Origin of the sequence: Burkholderia sp. FERM BP-3421, from assembly GCF_028657905.1 — a bacterium.
In the GTDB taxonomy this organism is placed as follows: domain Bacteria; phylum Pseudomonadota; class Gammaproteobacteria; order Burkholderiales; family Burkholderiaceae; genus Burkholderia.
Genome location: NZ_CP117781.1, coordinates 2,743,263 through 2,762,957, shown reverse-complemented (window position 1 = coordinate 2,762,957; position 19,695 = coordinate 2,743,263). Strand labels below are relative to the sequence as shown.

Annotated in this window: 15 protein-coding genes and 1 pseudogene; 9 read left to right on the top strand and 7 right to left on the bottom strand. The window is 70.9% G+C overall.

The genetic code is table 11. The features are described from left to right. Positions 1-4: 4 nt before the first annotated feature. Together Bsp3421_RS15040 and lepB are read left to right on the top strand one after the other, a co-directional pair. Positions 5-1,438 carry an aldehyde dehydrogenase family protein gene (locus Bsp3421_RS15040; protein WP_273996727.1) on the top strand — a complete coding sequence of 478 codons (1,434 nt, stop codon included), beginning with the start codon at positions 5-7 and terminating at the stop codon, positions 1,436-1,438. 73 nt (positions 1,439-1,511) lie between these two features. Next, positions 1,512-1,974, top strand: a pseudogene (gene lepB / locus Bsp3421_RS34425) (signal peptidase I). A gap of 117 nt (positions 1,975-2,091) precedes the next feature. Here lepB and Bsp3421_RS15025 read toward each other — a convergent pair. The 7 genes from Bsp3421_RS15025 to Bsp3421_RS14995 form a co-directional block, all read right to left on the bottom strand. After that, on the bottom strand, positions 2,092-2,829 hold the full coding sequence (locus Bsp3421_RS15025) for an SDR family oxidoreductase (protein ID WP_273996726.1): 738 nt from the start codon (positions 2,827-2,829) through the stop codon (positions 2,092-2,094). After that, positions 2,826-4,370 carry an FGGY-family carbohydrate kinase gene (locus tag Bsp3421_RS15020; protein ID WP_273996725.1) on the bottom strand — a complete coding sequence of 515 codons (1,545 nt, stop codon included), beginning with the start codon at positions 4,368-4,370 and terminating at the stop codon, positions 2,826-2,828. Before Bsp3421_RS15020 ends, Bsp3421_RS15025 begins: the two co-directional genes overlap by 4 nt. Positions 4,371-4,419: 49 nt before the next feature. Beyond that, complete coding sequence (locus Bsp3421_RS15015) at positions 4,420-5,505, bottom strand: alcohol dehydrogenase catalytic domain-containing protein (protein ID WP_273996724.1); 1,086 nt, start codon at positions 5,503-5,505, stop codon at positions 4,420-4,422. A gap of 37 nt (positions 5,506-5,542) precedes the next feature. Further along, positions 5,543-6,547: an ABC transporter permease gene (locus Bsp3421_RS15010; protein WP_273996723.1), complete on the bottom strand. Its 1,005-nt coding sequence runs from the start codon at positions 6,545-6,547 to the stop codon at positions 5,543-5,545. Next, positions 6,534-8,180, bottom strand: a complete 1,647-nt coding sequence (locus tag Bsp3421_RS15005; protein WP_443111455.1) for a sugar ABC transporter ATP-binding protein — start codon at positions 8,178-8,180, stop codon at positions 6,534-6,536. Before Bsp3421_RS15005 ends, Bsp3421_RS15010 begins: the two co-directional genes overlap by 14 nt. Next, positions 8,099-9,025 (bottom strand): substrate-binding domain-containing protein, encoded by a 927-nt coding sequence (locus Bsp3421_RS15000; RefSeq protein WP_273996722.1) that lies wholly within the window; start codon positions 9,023-9,025, stop codon positions 8,099-8,101. The genes Bsp3421_RS15005 and Bsp3421_RS15000 overlap by 82 nt, the downstream gene beginning before the upstream one ends. A 140-nt stretch (positions 9,026-9,165) precedes the next feature. Then, complete coding sequence (locus Bsp3421_RS14995; RefSeq protein ID WP_273996721.1) at positions 9,166-10,086, bottom strand: AraC family transcriptional regulator; 921 nt, start codon at positions 10,084-10,086, stop codon at positions 9,166-9,168. Between the two features lie 525 nt (positions 10,087-10,611). Here Bsp3421_RS14995 and Bsp3421_RS14990 point away from each other — a divergent pair. The 7 genes from Bsp3421_RS14990 (at position 10,612) to Bsp3421_RS14960 (ending at position 19,683) form a co-directional block, all read left to right on the top strand. Then, a complete protein-coding gene (locus Bsp3421_RS14990; RefSeq protein WP_273996720.1) occupies positions 10,612-11,706 on the top strand; it encodes a hybrid sensor histidine kinase/response regulator in 1,095 nt (364 codons plus the stop codon). Between the two features lie 251 nt (positions 11,707-11,957). After that, positions 11,958-13,634 (top strand): methyl-accepting chemotaxis protein, encoded by a 1,677-nt coding sequence (locus Bsp3421_RS14985; protein ID WP_273996719.1) that lies wholly within the window; start codon positions 11,958-11,960, stop codon positions 13,632-13,634. A 27-nt stretch (positions 13,635-13,661) separates the two neighbouring features. Beyond that, positions 13,662-14,141: a chemotaxis protein CheW gene (locus Bsp3421_RS14980; RefSeq protein ID WP_273996718.1), complete on the top strand. Its 480-nt coding sequence runs from the start codon at positions 13,662-13,664 to the stop codon at positions 14,139-14,141. After that, on the top strand, positions 14,138-15,583 hold the full coding sequence (locus Bsp3421_RS14975) for a CheR family methyltransferase (RefSeq protein WP_273996717.1): 1,446 nt from the start codon (positions 14,138-14,140) through the stop codon (positions 15,581-15,583). Before Bsp3421_RS14980 ends, Bsp3421_RS14975 begins: the two co-directional genes overlap by 4 nt. Continuing rightward, positions 15,564-16,286 (top strand): chemotaxis protein CheW, encoded by a 723-nt coding sequence (locus tag Bsp3421_RS14970; RefSeq protein ID WP_273996716.1) that lies wholly within the window; start codon positions 15,564-15,566, stop codon positions 16,284-16,286. Before Bsp3421_RS14975 ends, Bsp3421_RS14970 begins: the two co-directional genes overlap by 20 nt. Beyond that, a complete protein-coding gene (locus Bsp3421_RS14965; RefSeq protein ID WP_273996715.1) occupies positions 16,283-18,670 on the top strand; it encodes a hybrid sensor histidine kinase/response regulator in 2,388 nt (795 codons plus the stop codon). The genes Bsp3421_RS14970 and Bsp3421_RS14965 overlap by 4 nt, the downstream gene beginning before the upstream one ends. Beyond that, positions 18,667-19,683, top strand: coding sequence for a chemotaxis response regulator protein-glutamate methylesterase (locus Bsp3421_RS14960; RefSeq protein WP_273996714.1), 1,017 nt, complete (start codon positions 18,667-18,669; stop codon positions 19,681-19,683). Before Bsp3421_RS14965 ends, Bsp3421_RS14960 begins: the two co-directional genes overlap by 4 nt. Positions 19,684-19,695: the final 12 nt, after the last annotated feature.

The following is a 19,695-nucleotide window of genomic DNA, read 5'->3' as shown; positions in this document are numbered from 1 at the left end:
CGTCATGCTGAAGGAAGCCTATCCGTATTACCTCGCCAACGAAGCGGTGTACGCCAATACCGATCTCGAAGTCACCGACAAGTACGGCGGCCAGGTCGCCACGCGCGTCGCGCTGGCCGACGCGGCCGCGATCGACGCGGCGATCGCGGCCGCGGTGGCGGCGCAGAAGCCGCTGCGCGAGATGGCCGCGTACCAGCGGCAGGCCGTGCTCGATCACTGCGTCGCGCGGTTTCGCGAGCGTTTCGACGAGCTGGCCGAGGCGCTGTGCATCGAGGCGGGCAAGCCGATCAACGACGCCAAGGGGGAAGTCACGCGACTGATCGATACGTTCCGCGTCGCGGCGGAAGAGGCGGTGCGCCTCGACGGCGAGATCCTGAACCTGGAGATCTCGGCGCGCGCGCGCGGCTATACGGGCTACACGAAGCGCGTGCCGATCGGCCCGTGTTCGTTCATCTCGCCGTTCAACTTCCCGCTGAACCTCGCCGCGCACAAGGTCGCGCCGGCGCTCGCGGCGGGCTGCCCGTTCGTGCTCAAGCCCGCGAGCCGCACGCCGATCGGCGCGCTGATCATCGGCGAGGTGCTGGCCGAGACCGACCTGCCGAAGGGCGCGTTCTCGGTGCTGCCCGCGCATCGCGACGGCGCGGACCTGTTCACCACCGACGAGCGTTTCAAGCTGCTGTCGTTCACGGGGTCGCCCGCCGTCGGCTGGGATCTGAAGCGCAAGGCCGGCAAGAAGAAGGTGGTGCTGGAGCTGGGCGGCAACGCGGCCGCGATCGTCGACGCCGACCAGCGCGCGTCGCTCGACTACGTGGTCGAGCGGCTGGCGTTCGGCGCGTACTACCAGTCCGGTCAGAGCTGCATCGGCGTGCAGCGCATCCTCGTGCACGCCGATCTCTACGAGGCGCTGCGCGAGAAGCTGATCGCCAAGGTGCGTGCGCTGAAGATGGGCGACCCGAAGGATCCGGCGACCTTCGTCGGGCCGATGATCTCGGAATCGGAATCGCGCCGCCTGTCGGGCTGGATGGATGCGGCGGTCGCGGCGGGCGCGAAGATCGTCGCGGGCGGCAAGGTCGACGGCGCGATGTTCGAGGCGACGCTGCTCGAACAGGTCGGCCGCGAGCAGGATCTGTATCGCAAGGAAGCGTTCGGGCCGGTCGCGATCCTCGAACGCTTCAGCGATTTCGACGAGGCGCTCGCGCGCGTGAACGACAGCGACTTCGGGCTGCAGGCCGGCGTGTTCACCGATTCGCTCGCGCATGCCCAGCGCGCGTGGGACGAGCTGGAGGTCGGCGGCGTCGTGATCAACGACGTGCCGTCGTTCCGCGTCGACAACATGCCCTACGGCGGCGTGAAGGACTCGGGCCTCGGCCGCGAGGGCATCCGCTATGCGATCGAGGACATGACGGAACTGCGGCTCATGGTGGTGCGCAAGCGTTGAGCGGGGGCGGGGCGCGCCCGGTTTGCGATCGGGGGGGCGGGCAGGCCGCCGGCGTGCCGCGCGTGCGTGATCGATGACGGGGCCCGGGATGAAGACCGTGGCGGTCGTCGGCGCCGGGTTTTGCGGAACCATGCTGGCGGCCCGCTTGCTGCAGGCGCCGCCGGTCGCGCCGATGCAGGTGGTGCTGATCGATCGATGCGCGCCGCTTGCGCGCGGGGGTGCGTATGACGCGCACGCGCGGGGCCACCTGCTCAACGTGCCCGCGATGCGCATCAGCGCATGGTCCGACGACGACGCGCACTTCTACGCCTACGCGCGCCGGCGCGACCCACGCGTCCCGCCGGGCGAGTACCTGATGCTGGGGGGACAATCGCGACAACAGCGCCGACTCGCGCTGTTACGGCTTCTTTCCGCGCGAGGAGATCATGGGGCGCACGCGACGCGTCGCGTTTTCGCTCGACCCGGCGCATGCCTATCGCCCGCGTCTCGCGCGCTTTGGCCAACTGCTCGACGAGCCTGTCCGGCGCGGCGGCTGAGGCCCGCGCGGGCGGGCCGGAAGCGGTGGCCCGTTGGCGCGGGCGCACCTTGCATGATGCGGTCGGACCGGGGGGCGTCCCGTGCGTGCCCCTGCGCGCAAGTGCGGCGCGGACGCATCAGCGCGCCGTATACCCGCCGTCGATCGGCAGCGACACCCCACTGATCATCGCGGCCGCGTCGCCGAGCAGGAACAGCACCGGCTCGACCACGTCGCGCGGCTGCGCGAAGCGGCCGAGCGGTATCGCGCGCAGCGCATCGGCGCGCTTGTCCGGGTCGCGCCATGCGCGCTCGGCCATCGGCGTCAGCGTGACGGTGGGATTCACGCTGTTGACGCGGATGCCGTGCGGGCCCAGTTCCAGGCACAGCGTGCGCGTGATCGCGTCGAGCGCGGCCTTTGACGCGCAGTACGCGAGATGGCCGTCGAGCGCGACCAGCGCCGCCTGGCTCGATACGTTGACGATGCTGCCCGCGCGGCCCGCGCCGATCATCGCGCGCGCGGCATGGCGCGCGACCAGCGCCGCGCCGCGCGCATTGATCGCCATCACCGCGTCGAACGCCGCGCCGTCGGTGTCGAGCGCGGGCGCGACGTGCGCCACGCCCGCGCAGTTGACGAGCCCGTCGAGCGGGTCGAGCGTCGCGAACGTGCGGGCGATGGCCGCCTCGTCGCCGACATCGAGCACGCACGGCGTGCAGCCGGTGGCCGCCTCGATCCGTTCGAGCGCCGCCGCGTCGCGCGCGGCGGCAAGCACCCGCGCGCCGCGCGCGCACAGCGCCTCGACGATCGCGAGGCCGATCCCGCTCGACGCGCCCGTGACCAGCACCGTCGCGCCCGCGAAATCGTCGCGCGCCGTCATGACGGGCTCACCCGATGCATCAGCGGCCGCAGCGCCGGATACAGGTCCGCATACACGCCGAAGCGCGCGTCGTACAGCGCGCGCCGTTCCGGATCGGGGCGCGCGCGTTCCGCGAGCGTGACCCAGCCGCGCCGCGCCGCCGCGTCGTCGACGAGGCCCGCGCCGAGCGCGGCGAGCAGCGCCGCGCCCATCGCGGCCTCGACGTCCTGCTCGATGGTCCAGACCGGAAAGCCCGTGACGTCCGCGATGATCTGCATCCACAGGTCCGAATGCGCGGCGCCGCCGACCACGATCAGCCGCTCGTCGAGCGCGCCGGTGCCGCGCCGCCCCGCCTCGATGTTGTGCCGCAGCGCGAACGCGACGCCTTCGAGCACCGCGCGGTACAGATGCGCGCGCGTATGGAACAGGCTCAGGCCGATGAACGCGCCGCTCGCCTGCGCATCCCACACGGGGCTGCGCTCGCCCATCAGGTAGGGCAGGAAGGTGACGCCGCCCGCGCCGGCCGGCACGCGCGCGGCCTGCGCTTCGAGCAGCCGGTGCGGATCGCCGTCGGGCTCCGCGCGCGCGGCCGCGATCTCGGCCTGGCAGAACTGCTCGCGATACCAGGTGACCGAGGCGCCCGCCGCGATCGCGCCGCCGAACACGTACAGGTCATGCGCGCCGTTGAACACGTGCGGCATGCTGACGAGCCCGTGGCGTGCATCCGCCCGATGGTCGAGGTAGCCCCAGCACATGCTGGTGCCGAGCATCGCGACGTGCTGGCCGGGCCGCGTGACGCCCGCCGCGAAGGTCGCCACCGCCGCGTCGACGCCGCCCGCGATCACCGGGATGCCGGCGTCGAGCCCGAGCCGCGCGGCCCAGTCCGGCAGCAGCGCGCCGACCGGGTCCGACGAGGCGACGAGCCGTTCCGGCATCATCCGCGCGGGAATGCCGAGCAGGTCGAGCGCTTCCTGCGACCACGCGCGCCGCGCGACGTCGTATACGCCGCCGAGATTGCCGGCGGAACTGTGATCGACCGCGATCTCGCCCGTGAGCAGGTACGCGAGATACGCGTTCGGCGGCAGGAACCAGCGGGTGCGCGCCCACACGTCCGGCCGGTGCTCGCGCAGCCACAGGATCTTGGTGTAGCCGTAGTAGCTGTCGACGCCGTTGCCGGTGATCGCGAGCAGCCGGTCGAGATCGGGGCGCGCGCGCACCGCGTCGGCCTGCGCGGTCGCGCGCCGGTCCATCCAGATCAGGCACGGATGCAGCGGTTCCACGGCGTCGTCGACCGGGATCCCGGAGCCGCCGTACAGGCTGCTGACGGCGAGCGCGCGGATCGCGCCCGGCGCGATGCCGCGCGCCTGCGCGTCGGCCACGCAGCGCGCGACGCTTGCCGCGAGCGCATCGCGCCACACCGACGGCCATTGTTCGGCCCAGAACGGCCGGGGCGTGTCCGGCTGGTAGTGCGACGCGTGCTGCGCGACGAGCGCGCCGTGCCGGTCCGCGATCAGCGCCTTGGTGCTTTGGGTGCCGATGTCGACACCGATGACATATTCCATGCGTGCTCCGTCAGATGGCCGCCGGGCAGGGTGGGCCGGCGCGCGCGGCTCAGCGCGCGGGCCGCAGCAGGACCTTGATCGAATCGAGCGATTGCGCGGTGCGGATCGCCGCGTCCCATTCCTCCAGCGAGAAGTCGTGCGTGACGATGCCCTTCGAGGTGACGAGGCCGCGCGCGAGCAGGTCGATCGCGATCGGATAGCAGTATGGCCCGAGATGCGCGCCGCGCACGTCGAGTTCCTTGCGGTCGCCGATGATCGACCAGTCGGCCGAGGTTTCCGCGCCGAATACCGAGAACTCGACGAAGCGGCCGAGCTTGCGGATCAGCTCCAGTCCCTGCGTGACGCCGGCGGGCACGCCGGTCGTCTCGATGTAGACGTCGCAGCCGTAGCCGCCGGTCAGCGCGCGGACGGCGGCCAACGCATCCTCGTCGCGCGGGTTGATCGTCAGGTCCGCGCCGTACGCGCGCGCGAGCGCGAGCCGTTCGTCGACGAGGTCGATCACGACCAGCCTGCGCGGCGTCCTGAGCCGCGCGACCTGGGTCATCATCAGGCCGAGCGGCCCCGCGCCCGCGATCACGACGACGTCGTCGAGCTGGATCTCGCCGCGATTGACGGTGTGGATCGCGCAGGCGAGCGGCTCGATGATCGCGGCGTCCTCGATCGAGATGCCGTCGGGGATCCGGTGCACGCGCGCGGTCGCGGGGATCCGCATGTACTCGGCCATGCCGCCGTCGGCCACGCCGCGCTGGAAGCCGAAGATGTGGTGGACCTCGCACATCCAGTACTGGCCGCCGCGGCAATAGCGGCACGCGCCGCACGGCACGATCTGCTCGGCGATCACGCGCTCGCCGGCGCGGACGCCGAAGTGGGCGGCCGCGCCTTCGCCGAGTTCGTCGACGTAGCCGAAGAATTCGTGGCCGGGAATCACGGGCGCCTTGACCCACGGGCTCGGGCCGCCCCAGAACATTTTCGCGCCCGCGTGGCACTTGCAGTCGCTCGCGCAGATCCCGCACGCGGCGATCCGGATCACCAGTTCGTTCGGGCCGGCGCGCGGCCGTGCGACGCGTTCGACGCGGTAGTCCTCGGGCGCGTGGCAGACGATCGCGGTCATCGATGGGGGGGTGGGTTCGGTCATGGTCGATCCTGTCGGGAAGAGCGGGTAGGGGAAAGGCTCAGGGGCGGCGTTCGCGGCTGATGTAGATCGCGAGCAGGATGATTCCGCCCTTGATCACGTTCTGCACGTAGGGATTGACGCCGACCATGTTGAGGCCGTTGTTGAGCACGCCGAGCAGCAGTGCGCCGATCAGCGTGCCGAGGATCGCGCCGCGGCCGCCCGCGATCGAGGTGCCGCCCATCACGACGGCGGCGATCGCATCGAGTTCGAAGCCGACGCCCGCATTCGGCTGGCCGCTCATCAGGCGGGCGCTGAGCACGATGCCGGCGAGCGCCGAGGTGAGGCCGGACAGGCCGTAGACGATCAGCTTCACGCGCGTGACGCGCACGCCGGACAGCCGGGTCGCCTGCTCGTTGCCGCCGATCGCATACACGTAGCGGCCGAACGGCATGCGTTCGAGCGCGAGCCAGGCGAGCGCATAGACCGCGAGCATGATCAGCACGGGGGCCTGCAGGCCGGCGAGCTTGCCGCTGCCGAGGAGGCCGAGCCAGTCGGGGAGGCCGTCGATCGGGTAGCCGCCGGTATAGATCAGCGCGAGGCCGCGCGCGATGCCCATGGTCGCGAGCGTGACGATGATGGGCGGCATGCCGGCGAACGCGACGAACAGGCCGTTCGCGAGGCCGAAGCCGAGGCCGGCCGCGAGCCCGAGGCCGAGCGCCGCGAGCGCGTTCACGCCGCTCGCGATCAGGCCGGCGGCGAGCGTGCCCGACAGCGCCATCACCGAGCCGACCGACAGGTCGATGCCGCCCGTCAGGATCACGCAGGTCATGCCGACCGCGATGATCGCGTTGATCGACACCTGGCGCAGCACGTTCTCGAGGTTGGCGGCGGACAGGAAGCTGTCGCTGGCGAGCGTCATCGCCACGCAGACGACGATGAGCCCGACGAGCGGATAGCAGACGGGCGAGCGGCGCAGCCGGGCCCGCAGGCGCGCGGGTGCGGCGAGCGCGGCCGCGGCCGCGGCGGTGGGGGCGGTGGCGGAAGAGGGATTACGCGGGGTCATGCCTGTCTCCTTGTGCGGCCGTGGTCGCGTGGGTCATCACGGCGTGCGGGGTGATGGCGTCGCCTTCGAGCAGCGCTTCGATGCGGCCCTGGCGGAACACCGCGACGCGGTCGCACAGGCCCACGATCTCGGGGAGTTCCGACGAGATCAGCAGGATCGAATAGCCGCGTGCGGTGAGCGCGCGCATCAGGTGGTAGATGTCGGCCTTCGCGCCGATGTCGATGCCGCGCGTGGGTTCGTCGAAGATCAGGATCCGCGCGTGATGGTTGAGCCAGCGGGCGATCACGACCTTCTGCTGGTTGCCGCCCGACAGCGTGCCGGCGGCGACGTGCATCGACGGCGCTTTCACGCCGACGCGCCGCATGATTTCGGCGGTCGCGTCCGCCTCGCGGCGGCGGTCGATGAGCCAGCGCCACGCGCGATACGTGCCGAGGTTGTTGAGCGAGATGTTGTCGCGGATCGAGAAGCGCGTGATGAGCCCCTCGGTCTTGCGGCTTTCCGGCAGCAGGCCGATGCCGGCCGCGAGCGCGTCGGCGGGATCGCGCAGCGCGGCGGCGCGGCCGCCGAGGCGGATTTCCTTGCGGTGCGCGCGCGTTGCGCCGAGCACCGCGAGCGCGGCCTCGGTGCGCCCGGAGCCGACGAGACCCGCGAAGCCGAGGATCTCTCCTTCGCGCAGCGCGAAGCGCAGCACCGGCGCGTCGCGGCGCAACTGCAGCGCGCGCACGTCGAGCGCGAGCGGCGCGGCGGTACCCGGCGCAGCGGCGCGCGGCGACGCCTTCGGCGGGAAGCTCTGCTCGATGCGCCGGCCGACCATCATCTCGACGAGCCGGCCGACGTCGGTGTCGGCGACGGCCGTCATGCCGACGCGGCGGCCGTCGCGCAGCACGGTGATGCGGTCGCACACCGCGAAGATCTCGTCGAGGTGGTGCGAGATGAAGATCATCGACACGCCGCGCGCGCGCTGCTCGCGCATGATCGCGAACAGGTGACCGGCCTCGGCCGGCGTGAGCGTCGCGGTGGGTTCGTCGAGGATCAGGAGGCGCGCGTCGAGCGCGAGCGCCTTGCCGATCTCCACGAACTGCTGCTGCGCGACCGACAGCGCGCCGACCGGCGCGTCGAGATCGAGCGCGACGCCGAGCCGCGCGAACCGCTGCGCGGCGTCCGCGCGCATGCGGGCGCGGTCGCGCAGGCCGAGCCGGGTGCGCGTCTCGCGGCCGAGGAACAGGTTGTCGACCGCGTCGAGCGCGGGCACCAGGCTGAACTCCTGGAACACGATGCCGATGCCGGCCGCGACCGCGTCGCGATAGTGCGCGAAGCGGCGCGGCGCGCCGTAGAGGACGATCGCACCGGCGTCGGGCGCATGGATGCCGCACAGGATCTTCATCAGCGTCGACTTGCCCGCGCCGTTCTCGCCGAGCAGCGCGTGGATCTCGCCGGGGGCGATCTCGAGATCGATGTCCTGCAGCGCCTGCACGCCGGGAAAGCGCTTCGCGACGCCGGACAGCTTCAGCAGCGGCGCCACGGCGGGGGCCTCGCGCGCGGCCACGGCGCTCACCAGCTGAAGCCGGCCGCGTTGCTGCGGTCGATCGATTTCACGTCGACCGGCACGACCTTCGGCACGGCCGCGCCCCACTTGCGCGCGAGCGCGATGCCGAGCGCGAGCCGCACCTGGTCGCGCGGAAACTGCGCGGCGGTCTGGATGAACTTCGAATCGGGCTTGCGGATCGCCGCGATCGCTTCGGGCGCACCGTCGACGCTCGTGAGCTTGATGTCCCTGCCCGACACGTTGATCGCCGCGAGGGCGCCCATCGCGCCGCCGTCGTTGACGCTGAAGATGCCCTTGAGCGCCGGGTTGGCCTGGATCATGTTCTCGGTCACCGAGAGCGCGGTCGCGCGTTCCTGGCGGCCGTTCTGGGTGGCGACCAGCTTCACGTTCGGATACTTCGCGAGCGCCGCCTTGCAGCCGCGCACGCGTTCGAGGATCGGCACGACGGGAATGCCGTCGAGGATCGCGACCGCGCCGCTGCCGCCGATCGCCTTCGCGAGGTAGTCGCACGACAGCGCGCCCGCGTCGAAATTCTTCGAGCCGACGAACGCGTCGACCGGCCCGCTCGCATTCGCATCGACCGCGACCACGACCGCGCCGGCCTTCTTCGCCGCCGTGATCGCGCCCTGGATGCCGGCCGAATCGGTCGGGTTGACGAGCAGGATGTCGATCTTCTTCTGCAGCATGTCCTCGACGTCGCTGACCTGCTTGCCGACGTCGTGATGCGCGTCGGTCACGAACACCTGCGCGCCGAGCGACGCGGCGGCGTCGTTGAGCGCCTGCTGCATCGTGACGAAATACGGGTTGTTCAGCTCCTGGAACGTCATGCCGATCCGCAGCGGCGCGGCGGCGGCGTCCGCGCTCGCGAATGCGGCGCCGCAGGCGAGCGCGCAGGCGGCCGCGCGCAGCGGAAGCAGGGTTTTCGTCAACATGGATGTCTCCGTATCGTAAGTCGATGTGGCGGTCGCGGCGAAACCGGTGCGGCTTCGGCGCGCGGGCGCGACCGGGCCCGCGCCGGGCGGGTGGCCCGGCGTCCGAAGCGAAAGCGGCAGGAAGCGTGAAGAAGCGGCGGCTAGCGCAGCGCGTGCGCGCCGAAGTCGCCGCGCCGCGCGGGTGGTCCGGCCGCGCGCTGCAGGTTCAGCTGCTGGTACGCGCGGAACTTCGACGGCGGCATGTCCTTGAGCAGCAGGAACTGGCGATTGAAATTCGACAGGTTGTTGAAGCCGACCTGATAGCAGATCTCGGTGATGCTGAGCGTGTCGGTCGCGAGTAGTTCGCAGGCGAGGTTGATGCGCAGGCGATTCACGTACTGCACGAAGGTCAGGCCGGTATGGCGGCGGAACGTGCGCGAGAACGCGCTGACGCTCTGGCCGGCCAGTTGCGCGAGATCGGCTTCGCGCAGCGGCTGCGCGAAGTGCTCGCCGAGGTAGGCGAGCACGGGATTGATGCGGCTCGACGCATAATCGCCGGGATCGGTGCGCCAGGCGACGCTCGCGAGCCGGCGGCGCGCGCGGCAGCCCGCGAGCAGTTCGAGCAGCTGCATGAACAGCACCACGCGGCGCATGCCGCGCGCATCGATGAGGCCGACGAGCAGCGGCTGGGCGGCCGCGCCGGTGGCGGGCGGAAACAGCAGGCCCGCGCGCGATTCGTCGAGCAGCGCGCGGATTTCGCGCAGGTCGGGGAACACGTCGATGCAGCGCGCGATGAAGTCCGCGTCGAATTGCACCACCAGGCAGCGCTCGTCGATCGTCGCATCGGGCGGCACGTCGCTGACCCAGTTGTGCGGCAGGTTCGGGCCGGTCATCACGAGGTTGCCGGGCACGAACGCGCCGATGTGGTCGCCGACGAACATCCGGCCGGTGGTGGCCGTGATCAGGTGGATCTCGTACTCGGGATGGAAGTGCCAACGGACCGTGCGATACGGATAGCCGTGGGACCAGACCTTGAAGGATTCGTCGCGGCGCACGGCCACGAGTTCCAGATCGGGTTGCATGGAGGCGGCTCGCGCGCGGTTCGGCGCGTCACGCGCGCGGGGCGCGCGCCGGCATCGCGGCGGTGGCGGCGCGCGACTGCGCGGCGCGGGGAACCTGGATCATCGCTTGTCTCCGTATCGAGGTCGCCCCGGATGGCGGGCGAACATCGTTCTGTCATCGTTAACACGAAAAGTAGCCGGACAGGGTGCGCATCGCCACCAAAAATGAAACCATCGACCGATACTTTTTTGCATCTCGCGCATTCGTCGGACAATCTCGATCAAATTTTGTGCAACGCGAAACCCCCTTGCGCGTCAGCGTGCCGCGCATTCTCGCACCGGTTCTGGGGATGAACCTTGTTGAGATAAGCAATCTGATCTAATTTCATTTAATATCAGGTGCTTATAACTATTTTGAGAAGTAATGGGGCAAACCCGGACAGCTGGACCGAAACAGGGGGGCCCGAGACGGATGGGCCGGCAAGGCAAGCGAAAACGCGGCATGGTTCGACGGAAAGGCAACGATTAAGTAGTGCTAGTAAATATATGATTGAAGCAAATGGGGAAAATGCGTCGAATTCGATGGAATCCGATATCTCGGTCCTTCTCGTCGACGATCAGGCATTCGTCGGCGAAGTGATCCGCCGCTCGATCGTGGCGGAGAGCGACATCGTGCTGCATGTCTGCACCGACGCGCAGCGCGCGATGGCGGTTGCGCGGGAGGTCAAGCCGTCCGTGATCCTGCAGGATCTCGTGATGCCGGACATCGACGGGCTCGACCTGGTGCGCGCGTGGCGCGCCGACGCGCAGACGGCGAAAGTGCCGATCATCGTGCTGTCGGCGAAGGAGGAGCCGGTCGTCAAGCGCGCCGCGTTCGTCGCCGGCGCGAACGACTATCTCGTCAAGCTGCCCGACGCGATCGAGCTGATCGCGCGGATCCGCTACCACGCCAGTTCCTACCTGACCTTGAGGCAGCGCGACGAAGTGCTCGACTTCCTGTCGCACGACATGCGTTCGCCGCAGACCTCGATCCTCGCGCTGCTCGACGTGTACCGCAACGAACACGGCACGGTGCCGCCGATCCTGGAGCGGATCGAGACGCACGCGCGGCGCGCGCTCGCGCTCGCCGACGGCTTCATCCACCTGACCCGCGCGCAGTCCGAGAAGCGTCCGAGCGAGATCGTGAGCCTCAACGAGATCGTGCTCGACGCGGTCGACCAGCTATGGGAGAAGGCGGGCAGCCTCGGCAGCCGGGTCGTCGCGGACGCGCCGGAGGTCGAATGCCTGTGCATCGGCGACCGCATGATGCTCACGCGCGCGGTCGCGAACCTGATCGACAACGCGCTCAAGTACGGGCCGGCGGGTTCGGAGGTGCGCTGCTCGCTGGCCGACGACGATACGGGCTGGCTGATCTGCGTCGAGGACGAGGGCGAGGGGATCGCCCCGGACCAGCGCGATTCCGCGACCGAGTCGTTCGTGCGGCTCGCGCCCGCGAACGGCGCGCAGAAGAGCGGCTTCGGGCTCGGGCTCGCATTCGTGCGGGCGACCGCCGCGAAGCATCGCGGGGAGATCCTGATGCGCTACACGACGCGCGGCTTCATGGCGGGCCTCAAGCTGCCGAAGGACGCGCCCGGCGCCTGAACCCGCGCGCGGCCGCGCCGGCGCGTGTGCACCGGGGCGCGGCCTCGCGCGTTGTCGATCCGGGCAGATCGCGCCCCGCGCCGTCCCGATCGGTATACAGTACATGCGTTCCGCGCGCGTCGCCGCCTTGCCGGCGGCGCGACGACGGGGCCGCGAAGGGCGTTGAGCATGCAGTATCCGGATCGATGCGACGGCACCGGCCAGCCGGCCGGCGCTTTTCTTAAACGCTTTTCTTGACAGCCGAAACCAACATGGCCACCGTGACGCCTCGCGCAGGCAATGAGAGCCTTCACAATACCTTGACCGGTCGCCACCTGACGCTCGGCAACCGGATCCTGGTCAGCTTCGGCGTGCTGTTCGTGCTGATGGTGCTGACCGCCGCGCTGTCCTACGCGCGCCTGCACGCGATCAACGAGGAGGCCGTCAGCATCGAGCGCGACTCGCTGCCGGGCGTGTATCTCGCGTCGTCGCTGCGCGCCGCCGCGAACGAATCGTACGGCGCATTGCAGCGCGCGATCTTCGTCGACCACGATCCCGACACCGCGCGGCGCGATCTCGCCAAGCTGCCGGCCGTGCTCGAGGAATTCGACAAGCTGTCGGTCGCCTACCAGAACTCCACGTATCGCGACGACGACCGGGTGCGCTTCAACACCTTTCGGGCTGCCTACGATCGCTATCTGCCGCTCCTGAACGACGCCGTGCAGAAAACCCGCGGCCCGCGCGCCGACGCCGAGGCCGCCTATGCGAAGGTCACGCCGATCTGGGAAGAGGTGATCCGCAACGCGAACATTCTCGTCCAGGAAAACCGCGCGTTCGCCGAGCAATCGGCGCGCCTGATCCGCGAATCGGTGCAGGGCACGGTGATCACGCTGGCGGTCGCGCTCGGCCTGGTGCTGGCGTCGGCGCTGGTGCTCGGCTACCTGCTGTTCCGCGCGGTGACCGTGCCGATGGCGCGGCTCGTCGAGGTGCACGACGTGATGCGCACCGGCAACCTCACGCAGCGCCTGAACCTCGGCCGCAGCGACGAGTTCGGCACGCTGGAGACGGGTTTCAACCGGATGGCGGACGATCTGACCGCGCTGGTCGCGCAGGCGCAGCAGTCGTCGCTGCAGGTGACGACCTCGGTGGCCGAGATCGCCGCGACCTCGCGCGAGCAGCAGGCGACCGCGAACGAGACCGCCGCGACCACCACCGAGATCGGCGCGACCTCGCGCGAGATCTTCGCGACCTCGCGCGACCTGCTGCGCACCATGAACGAAGTGTCGGGCGTCGCCGAGCAGTCCGCGACGCTCGCCGGCGTGAGCCAGACCGGCCTGACCCGGATGGGCGAGACGATGCGCAGCGTGATGGACGCGGCCGGCTCGGTCAACGCGAAGCTCGCGATCCTCAACGAGAAGGCGATCAACATCAACCAGGTGGTCGCGACCATCACCAAGGTCGCGGACCAGACCAACCTGCTCTCGCTGAACGCGGCGATCGAGGCCGAGAAGGCCGGCGAGTACGGGCGCGGCTTCGCGGTGGTGGCGACCGAGATCCGCCGGCTCGCGGACCAGACCGCCGTCGCGACCTACGACATCGAGCAGACCGTGAAGGAGATCCAGTCGGCGGTGTCGGCGGGCGTGATGGGGATGGACAAATTCTCCGAGGAAGTGCGCCGCGGCATGCGCGACGTGCAGCAGGTCGGCGGCCAGCTGTCGCAGATCATCGCCGAGGTGCAGACGCTCGCGCCGCGCTTCCAGATGGTCAACGAAGGGATGCAGACCCAGGCAAGCGGCGCGGAGCAGATCACGCAGGCGCTGTCGCAGTTGTCCGAGGCCGCGCAGCAGACGGCCGAATCGCTGCGGCAGTCGTCGCAGGCGATCGACGACCTCACGCTGGTCGCGAACCAGCTGCGCACGAGCGTGTCGCGCTTCAAGGTCGAGGCATGAGGACGGCGTAAGCGCCGCGAAACCGCCATGCTTTTCTTGTTGTTCGAACTCAACGGCGACCGCTACGCGCTCGATGCGGGCGAGATCGCCGAGGTGCTGCCGCTCGCGGCCACCAAGGCCATCCCGGGCGCGCCCGACTGGGTGTCCGGCATCCTCATGCATCGCGGCGTGCCGGTGCCCGTGATCGACGTGGCGCGGCTCGCGCTCGGCCGTCCGGCGCAGGCGCTGCGCTCGACGCGGCTGGTGCTGGTGCGCCATCGCGGGTCCGGCGAGCCGGGCGACGCGCGTCTGCTCGGGTTGATCGTCGAGCGCGCGACCCAGACCGCCCGGATCGAGCGCGACGCGTTCCACGACCCGGGCATCGCGACGCCGCACGCGCGCTGGCTTGGGCCGGTCGCGAGCGACGCCGACGGCGTGGTCCAGTGGGTCGCCGTGCGGCATCTGCTCGACGGCCCGGCGCGCGCGCTGCTGTTCGACGAGCCCGCCGCGCCGGAGGGGGGCCGATGAACGTCTTCGACCCGCGCTTCCAGAGCTGGCTGTCGCGCGAGACGGGCATCGATCCGGCCTCGCTCGGCAACGACTACGTGGCCCGCGCGCTGCTCGAACGGATCGGCGCGACCCAGTACGACGGCGCGCGCGCGGTGCCGGCCGCGATCCGCGCGCAGCAGGTGTCCGACGAGATCGTCGACGCGTACTGGCGGCTCCTGAGCAGCTCGCCCGACGAGCGGCGCGCGCTGATCGAGCTGTTCGTGGTGCCCGAAACCTGGTTCTTCCGCGAGCGCGAGGCTTTCGTCGCGCTGGCCCGGCTCGCGTGCGAGCGCCTGTTCGCGCACCCGGAGCGGGTGCTGCGGGTGCTGAGCGCGCCGTGCTCGACCGGCGAGGAGCCGTATTCGGCGGCGATGGCGCTGCTCGACGCCGGCCTCGATCCGGCGCGCTTCGAGATCGATGCGATCGACATCAGCGGGCGCGCGATCGCCCACGCGATGCGCGGCCGCTATGGCCGGAACTCGTTTCGCGGCCACGCGCTCGAGTTCCGCGACCGCTATTTCACGGCGGCGGACGACGGCTGGCTGCTCGACGAGCGGGTGCTCCGCTGCGTGCGGTTTCGTCAGGTGAATCTGCTGGAAATGCTCGCGAGCGACCAGACGCAGTACGATTTCATTTTTTGTCGCAATGTGCTCATCTATTTCGATCAGGATGCGCAGGATCGGGCCATGCGCGGCATCGACGCGCGGCTCGCGCCGGACGGGCGCGTGTTCGTCGGGCCGGCCGAGACGGGGGTGGTGATGCGGCACGGGATGATGTCCGCGAAGATTCCGCTCGCGTTCGCCTTCCGGCGCGCGACCGCCGCCGACGCGCCGCCCGTGTGGGCGGTCCGCCCCGAGGGCGGGGGCGGGGCCGACGCGTGGCCGCCGCCGCTGTTCGTGCCGCCCGTCGATGTGCTGTCGACGATGGTGGCGCCGCCGAGCGTACCCGCGCACGAATGGTTCTCCGACGCCGCCTGGCCGGCGCCGAGCACGCCCAGGCCGGCCGCGCCGGCCCGGCCGGTCGCGCCGGCATGGCCGGAATGGCCGGGGCACGGGCTGAAGCCGGTGGCGTCGCTCGACGCGGCGCACGATCTGGCCGACGCCGGCGCGTTCGACGCGGCGCAGCAGGCGGTCGAGGTGTTCATCGAGTCGGCGGGGCCGAGCGCCGACGCCTACTACCTGCTCGGCCTGATCGCCGACGCGCAGGGCCGGACCGCGGATGCCGGGGATTTCTACCGCAAAGCGTTGTATCTTGAACCGAATCATCACGAGGCGCTGACGCATCTGGCCACGCTGCTCGACATCGCGGGCGACCACACGGGCGCGGAGTGGCTGATGCAGCGGGCGCGTCGCGCGGTGCAGCAGAACGTGCCGCCGGACGCCGGCACACCAAGAGGAAACCATGGACCGCGACGCCGTTGAGCCCGCCGCGACCTTAGTCGACATCGACGATTGCTGGAACCGCATCGGCACGCGCGGCGGCGATCACTCGTGCCCGCGGCTCGCGGCGTACTCGCGCTGCCTGAACTGCCCGGTGTTCGCGAAGCACGCGGCGCTGCTGCTCGACCGGCCGCTGACGGACGACGACCTGAGCGCTGCCGCGCGCGGCGCGGCGGGCGCGAAGCCGATTGCCGCGCCGGGCGCGGGCCTGCGCGGCGATGCGGCCGAGCTGGCGCATTCGGTGCTCGCGTTCCGCGTCGCGGACGAGTGGCTCGCGCTGCCGACCGGCGTGCTGCGCGAGATCACCGAGTCGCGCGCGATCCATTCGCTGCCGCACCGCCGCCATCGCGCGGTGCTCGGCATCGTCAACGTGCGCGGCACGCTGCGCATCGCCGTGTCGCTGGCCGAGCTGCTGCATCTCGATGCGAGCGCCGGCCGCCAGGACACGCGCGGCGGCTTTACGCGGATGCTGGTGGTCGCCTACCAGGGCGACCCGGTGGTATTCCCGGTCGACGAGGTCGAGGGCGTGCTGCGCTTCACCGCGTCCGAATGGGTGTCGGTGCCCGCCACCGTGTCGCGGGCGGGCGTCGCCCACGCGCGCGGCGTGTTCGTCTGGCGCGGCAAGGCGATCGGCCTGCTCGACGAAGACCGTCTGTTCGATTCGCTGATCCGGAGCTTGCGATGAGCCAGGATGACGACCTGAGCCGGCTGTCGCTGCTCGAACTGTATCGCGAGGAAACGCGGACCCAGACCCAGGCGCTGTCCGAGCAGCTGCTCGCGCTCGAACACGGCGCGCAGGACGCGGCCGCGTTCGAGGCCTGCATGCGGGCCGCCCATTCCCTGAAGGGGGCGGCGCGCATCGTCGGCGTGCCGCTCGGCGTCGACATCGCGGGCCGCATGGAAGACTGCTTCGTGGCCGCGCAGCATGGCGAACGGGTGCTCGGCGCCGCGCATATCGACGCATTGCTGGCGGGCGTCGACCTGCTGGTGCGGGTCGGCGATCCGCACGACGCGATCGCCGTGAGCCGGGGCGAGATCGAGCGCTTCGCGGCCGCGCTGGATGCGGCGGGGCAGGAGGCCGCCGCGCCGCCCGGGGCGGCCGCCGCGGCGTTGCCCGAGCCCGTGTCCGAGCCCGTGTCCGAGCCCGTGTCCGAGCCCGTGTCCGAGCCCGTGTCCGAGCCCGTGTCCGAGCCCGCGTCCGAGCCCGTGTCCGAGCCCGCGCCCGCGCCCGCGCCCGCGCCGGCCGGCGCGCCCGGCTCCGCGGCGTTCGACGCCGAGCCGCCCGGCGCGTCGCCCGTCGACCCGGGGCGCGAGGCCGAGCGCGCGGGCAAGATGCGGCGGGTGCGCGCGGACAGCCTGAACCGGCTGCTGAGCCTGTCCGGCGAGGCGCTGGTCGAATCGCGCTGGCTCAAGCCGTTCGCGGAATCGATGCTGCGCCTGAAGCGCGCGCAGCGCGACGCGGCGCGCGCGCTCGACACCATCCACGAGGCGCTGCCCGAGGAACTCGATCCGCGCGTGCACGGCGCGCTCAACGACGTGCGGCAGATGTTCACCGACCTGCAGCGCGCATTCGGCGCGCGGCTCGACGAGCTCGACCGCTTCGAGCGGCGCGGCACGCACATCGCGGAGCAGATGTACGACGAGGCGCTGCAATGCCGGATGCGCCCGTTCGGCGACGCGACGCGCGCCTATCCGCGCATCGTCCGCGACCTCGCGCGTTCGCTCGGCAAGCGGGTGCGCTTCTCGGTCGTCGGCGAGGCGACCCAGGTCGATCGCGACATCCTCGACATGCTCGACGCGCCGCTGGGCCACCTGCTGCGCAACGCGGTCGATCACGGCGTGGAGTCGCCCGAGGCGCGGCTCGCGCGCGGCAAGCCGGCCGAGGCGAGCATCACGCTCGAGGCGCGCCACAGCGCGGGATCGCTGCTCGTCAGCGTGTTCGACGACGGCCCCGGCGCCGACCTCGCCGCGGTGCGCGCGGCGGTCGTGCGCCACAACCTGACCGACGAGGACACCGCCGCGCGGCTGTCCGACCAGGAACTGCTCGAATTCCTGCTGCTGCCGGGCTTCTCGATGCGCGAGCGGGTGACGGACGTGTCCGGGCGCGGCGTCGGGCTCGACGCGGTGCAGGAACTGGTGCGCTCGGTGCGCGGCGCGGTGCGGATCTTCAACGAGCCGGGGCAGGGGATGCGCTTCGTGCTGCAGCTGCCGCTCACGCTGTCGGTGATCCGCAGCCTGCTGGTCGAGGTGGGCGGCGAGCCCTACGCGTTCCCGCTCGTGCAGGTGCGCCGCACGCTGGATCTCGATCGCGCGGACATCGACGTGCTGGAGGGCCAGCAGCATTTCCCGCTCGACGACCGGCGGGTGGGCCTCGTCACCGCGCACCAGCTGCTGGAGGCGGGCGAGCTGGACGCGAGCCGGCCCAGCACCGCCGTGGTGGTGGTGGGCGGCGAGCCCGAGACCTACGGGGTCGCGGTCGACCGGTTCCTGGGCGAGCGCATGCTGGTGGTGCAGCCGCTCGACGGCCGTCTTCACAAAATTCAAAACATCGCAGCGGGCGCCTTGCTGGAAAATGGCGATCCGGTGCTGATCGTCGACGTAGAGGACCTGATCCGCTCGATCGACAAGCTGATCCGCGGCGGCCAGCTGACCAAGGTGCGGCGCGGCGAGCAGCACGCGCTCGCGCCGCGCGCGAAGCGCGTGCTGGTGGTCGACGATTCGCTGACGGTGCGCGAGCTGGAGCGCAAGCTGCTCGAAAAGCGCGGCTACGGCGTGACGATCGCGGTCGACGGGATGGACGGCTGGAATGCGATTCGCAGCGATGCGTTCGATCTGGTCGTCACCGACATCGACATGCCGCGGATGGACGGCATCGAACTCGTCACGCTGATCAAGCGCGATCCGCTGCTGAAGGCGGTGCCCGTGATGATCGTGTCCTACAAGGACCGCGACGAGGATCGGCGGCGCGGCCTCGAGGCCGGCGCAGACTATTACCTGGCGAAGGGCAGCTTCCACGACGAGGCGCTGCTCGACGCCGTCCACGACCTGATTGGAGACGCCCGGCCATGAACATCGGCATCGTCAACGACCTCCCGCTCGCGGTCGAGGCCCTGCGCCGCGCGATCGCGCAGCGGCCGGAGCACCGCGTGCTGTGGGTCGCGACCGACGGTGCGCAGGCGGTCGACTTCTGCGTCGCGAACCCGCCCGATCTGGTGCTGATGGACCTCGTGATGCCGAAGGTGAACGGGGTCGCGGCGACCCGCAGCATCATGGAGCGCGCGCCGTGCGCGATCCTGATCGTGACCGCGAGCGTCGACGCGAACACGTCGCATATCTACGAGGCGATGGGCGCGGGCGCGCTCGACGCGGTCGACACCCCGACCCTCGTGCAGGGCGTGCTGGCCGAGCCGCTGCTGGCCAAGATCGACCAGATCGGGCGCCTGCTCGCGACCCGCACCGCCGCGCCGGCGCCCCCCGCGCCCGCGGCCGTCGCGCCGGGCGCGCAGCCGCCGCTCGTGGCGATCGGCGCGTCGGCGGGCGGCCCGACCGCGCTGACGACGCTGCTCAAGCGCCTGCCGGAGGATTTCCCGGGCGCGATCGTGATCGTCCAGCATGTCGACCAGGCGTTCGCGATCGGGATGGCGCAGTGGCTCGACGGCCACACGGTGCTGCCGGTGCAGGTCGCGCGCCAGGGCAGCGTGCCGCGGCGCGGCGAGGTGCTGCTGGCCGCGACCAACGACCACCTGACGCTGACCGCGCGCGGCTCGCTCGGCTATACGCGCTATCCGGAGGAGACGCCCTACCGGCCGTCCGTCGACGTGTTCTTCAACAGCGTCGCCGAATACTGGAAGGGCGACGCGCTCGGCGTGCTGCTGACGGGCATGGGCCGGGACGGCGCGCTGGGCCTGAAGGCGATGCGCGACAAGGGCTACTACACGATCGCCCAGGACCAGGCGACGAGCGCCGTCTACGGGATGCCGAAGGCCGCCGCCGCGATCGGCGCGGCCACCGCGATCCTGCCGCTCGAGCGCATCGCCGAGCAGCTGATCTCGCTGCTGCAACGGAAGAATCGGTTCCGCTAGGCGCGCGCCGGC

What these genes read in the sequence shown, in the direction of transcription:
- Bsp3421_RS15040 (WP_273996727.1), top strand. Translation starts at nt 5, where the DNA reads ATGCTGAAGGAAGCCTATCCGTATTACCTCGCCAACGAAGCGGTGTAC.
- Bsp3421_RS15025 (WP_273996726.1), bottom strand. Translation starts at nt 2,829, where the DNA reads ATGACGGCGCGCGACGATTTCGCGGGCGCGACGGTGCTGGTCACGGGC.
- Bsp3421_RS15020 (WP_273996725.1), bottom strand. Translation starts at nt 4,370, where the DNA reads ATGGAATATGTCATCGGTGTCGACATCGGCACCCAAAGCACCAAGGCG.
- Bsp3421_RS15015 (WP_273996724.1), bottom strand. Translation starts at nt 5,505, where the DNA reads ATGACCGAACCCACCCCCCCATCGATGACCGCGATCGTCTGCCACGCG.
- Bsp3421_RS15010 (WP_273996723.1), bottom strand. Translation starts at nt 6,547, where the DNA reads ATGACCCCGCGTAATCCCTCTTCCGCCACCGCCCCCACCGCCGCGGCC.
- Bsp3421_RS15000 (WP_273996722.1), bottom strand. Translation starts at nt 9,025, where the DNA reads ATGTTGACGAAAACCCTGCTTCCGCTGCGCGCGGCCGCCTGCGCGCTC.
- Bsp3421_RS14995 (WP_273996721.1), bottom strand. Translation starts at nt 10,086, where the DNA reads ATGCAACCCGATCTGGAACTCGTGGCCGTGCGCCGCGACGAATCCTTC.
- Bsp3421_RS14990 (WP_273996720.1), top strand. Translation starts at nt 10,612, where the DNA reads ATGATTGAAGCAAATGGGGAAAATGCGTCGAATTCGATGGAATCCGAT.
- Bsp3421_RS14985 (WP_273996719.1), top strand. Translation starts at nt 11,958, where the DNA reads ATGGCCACCGTGACGCCTCGCGCAGGCAATGAGAGCCTTCACAATACC.
- Bsp3421_RS14980 (WP_273996718.1), top strand. Translation starts at nt 13,662, where the DNA reads ATGCTTTTCTTGTTGTTCGAACTCAACGGCGACCGCTACGCGCTCGAT.
- Bsp3421_RS14975 (WP_273996717.1), top strand. Translation starts at nt 14,138, where the DNA reads ATGAACGTCTTCGACCCGCGCTTCCAGAGCTGGCTGTCGCGCGAGACG.
- Bsp3421_RS14970 (WP_273996716.1), top strand. Translation starts at nt 15,564, where the DNA reads ATGGACCGCGACGCCGTTGAGCCCGCCGCGACCTTAGTCGACATCGAC.
- Bsp3421_RS14965 (WP_273996715.1), top strand. Translation starts at nt 16,283, where the DNA reads ATGAGCCAGGATGACGACCTGAGCCGGCTGTCGCTGCTCGAACTGTAT.
- Bsp3421_RS14960 (WP_273996714.1), top strand. Translation starts at nt 18,667, where the DNA reads ATGAACATCGGCATCGTCAACGACCTCCCGCTCGCGGTCGAGGCCCTG.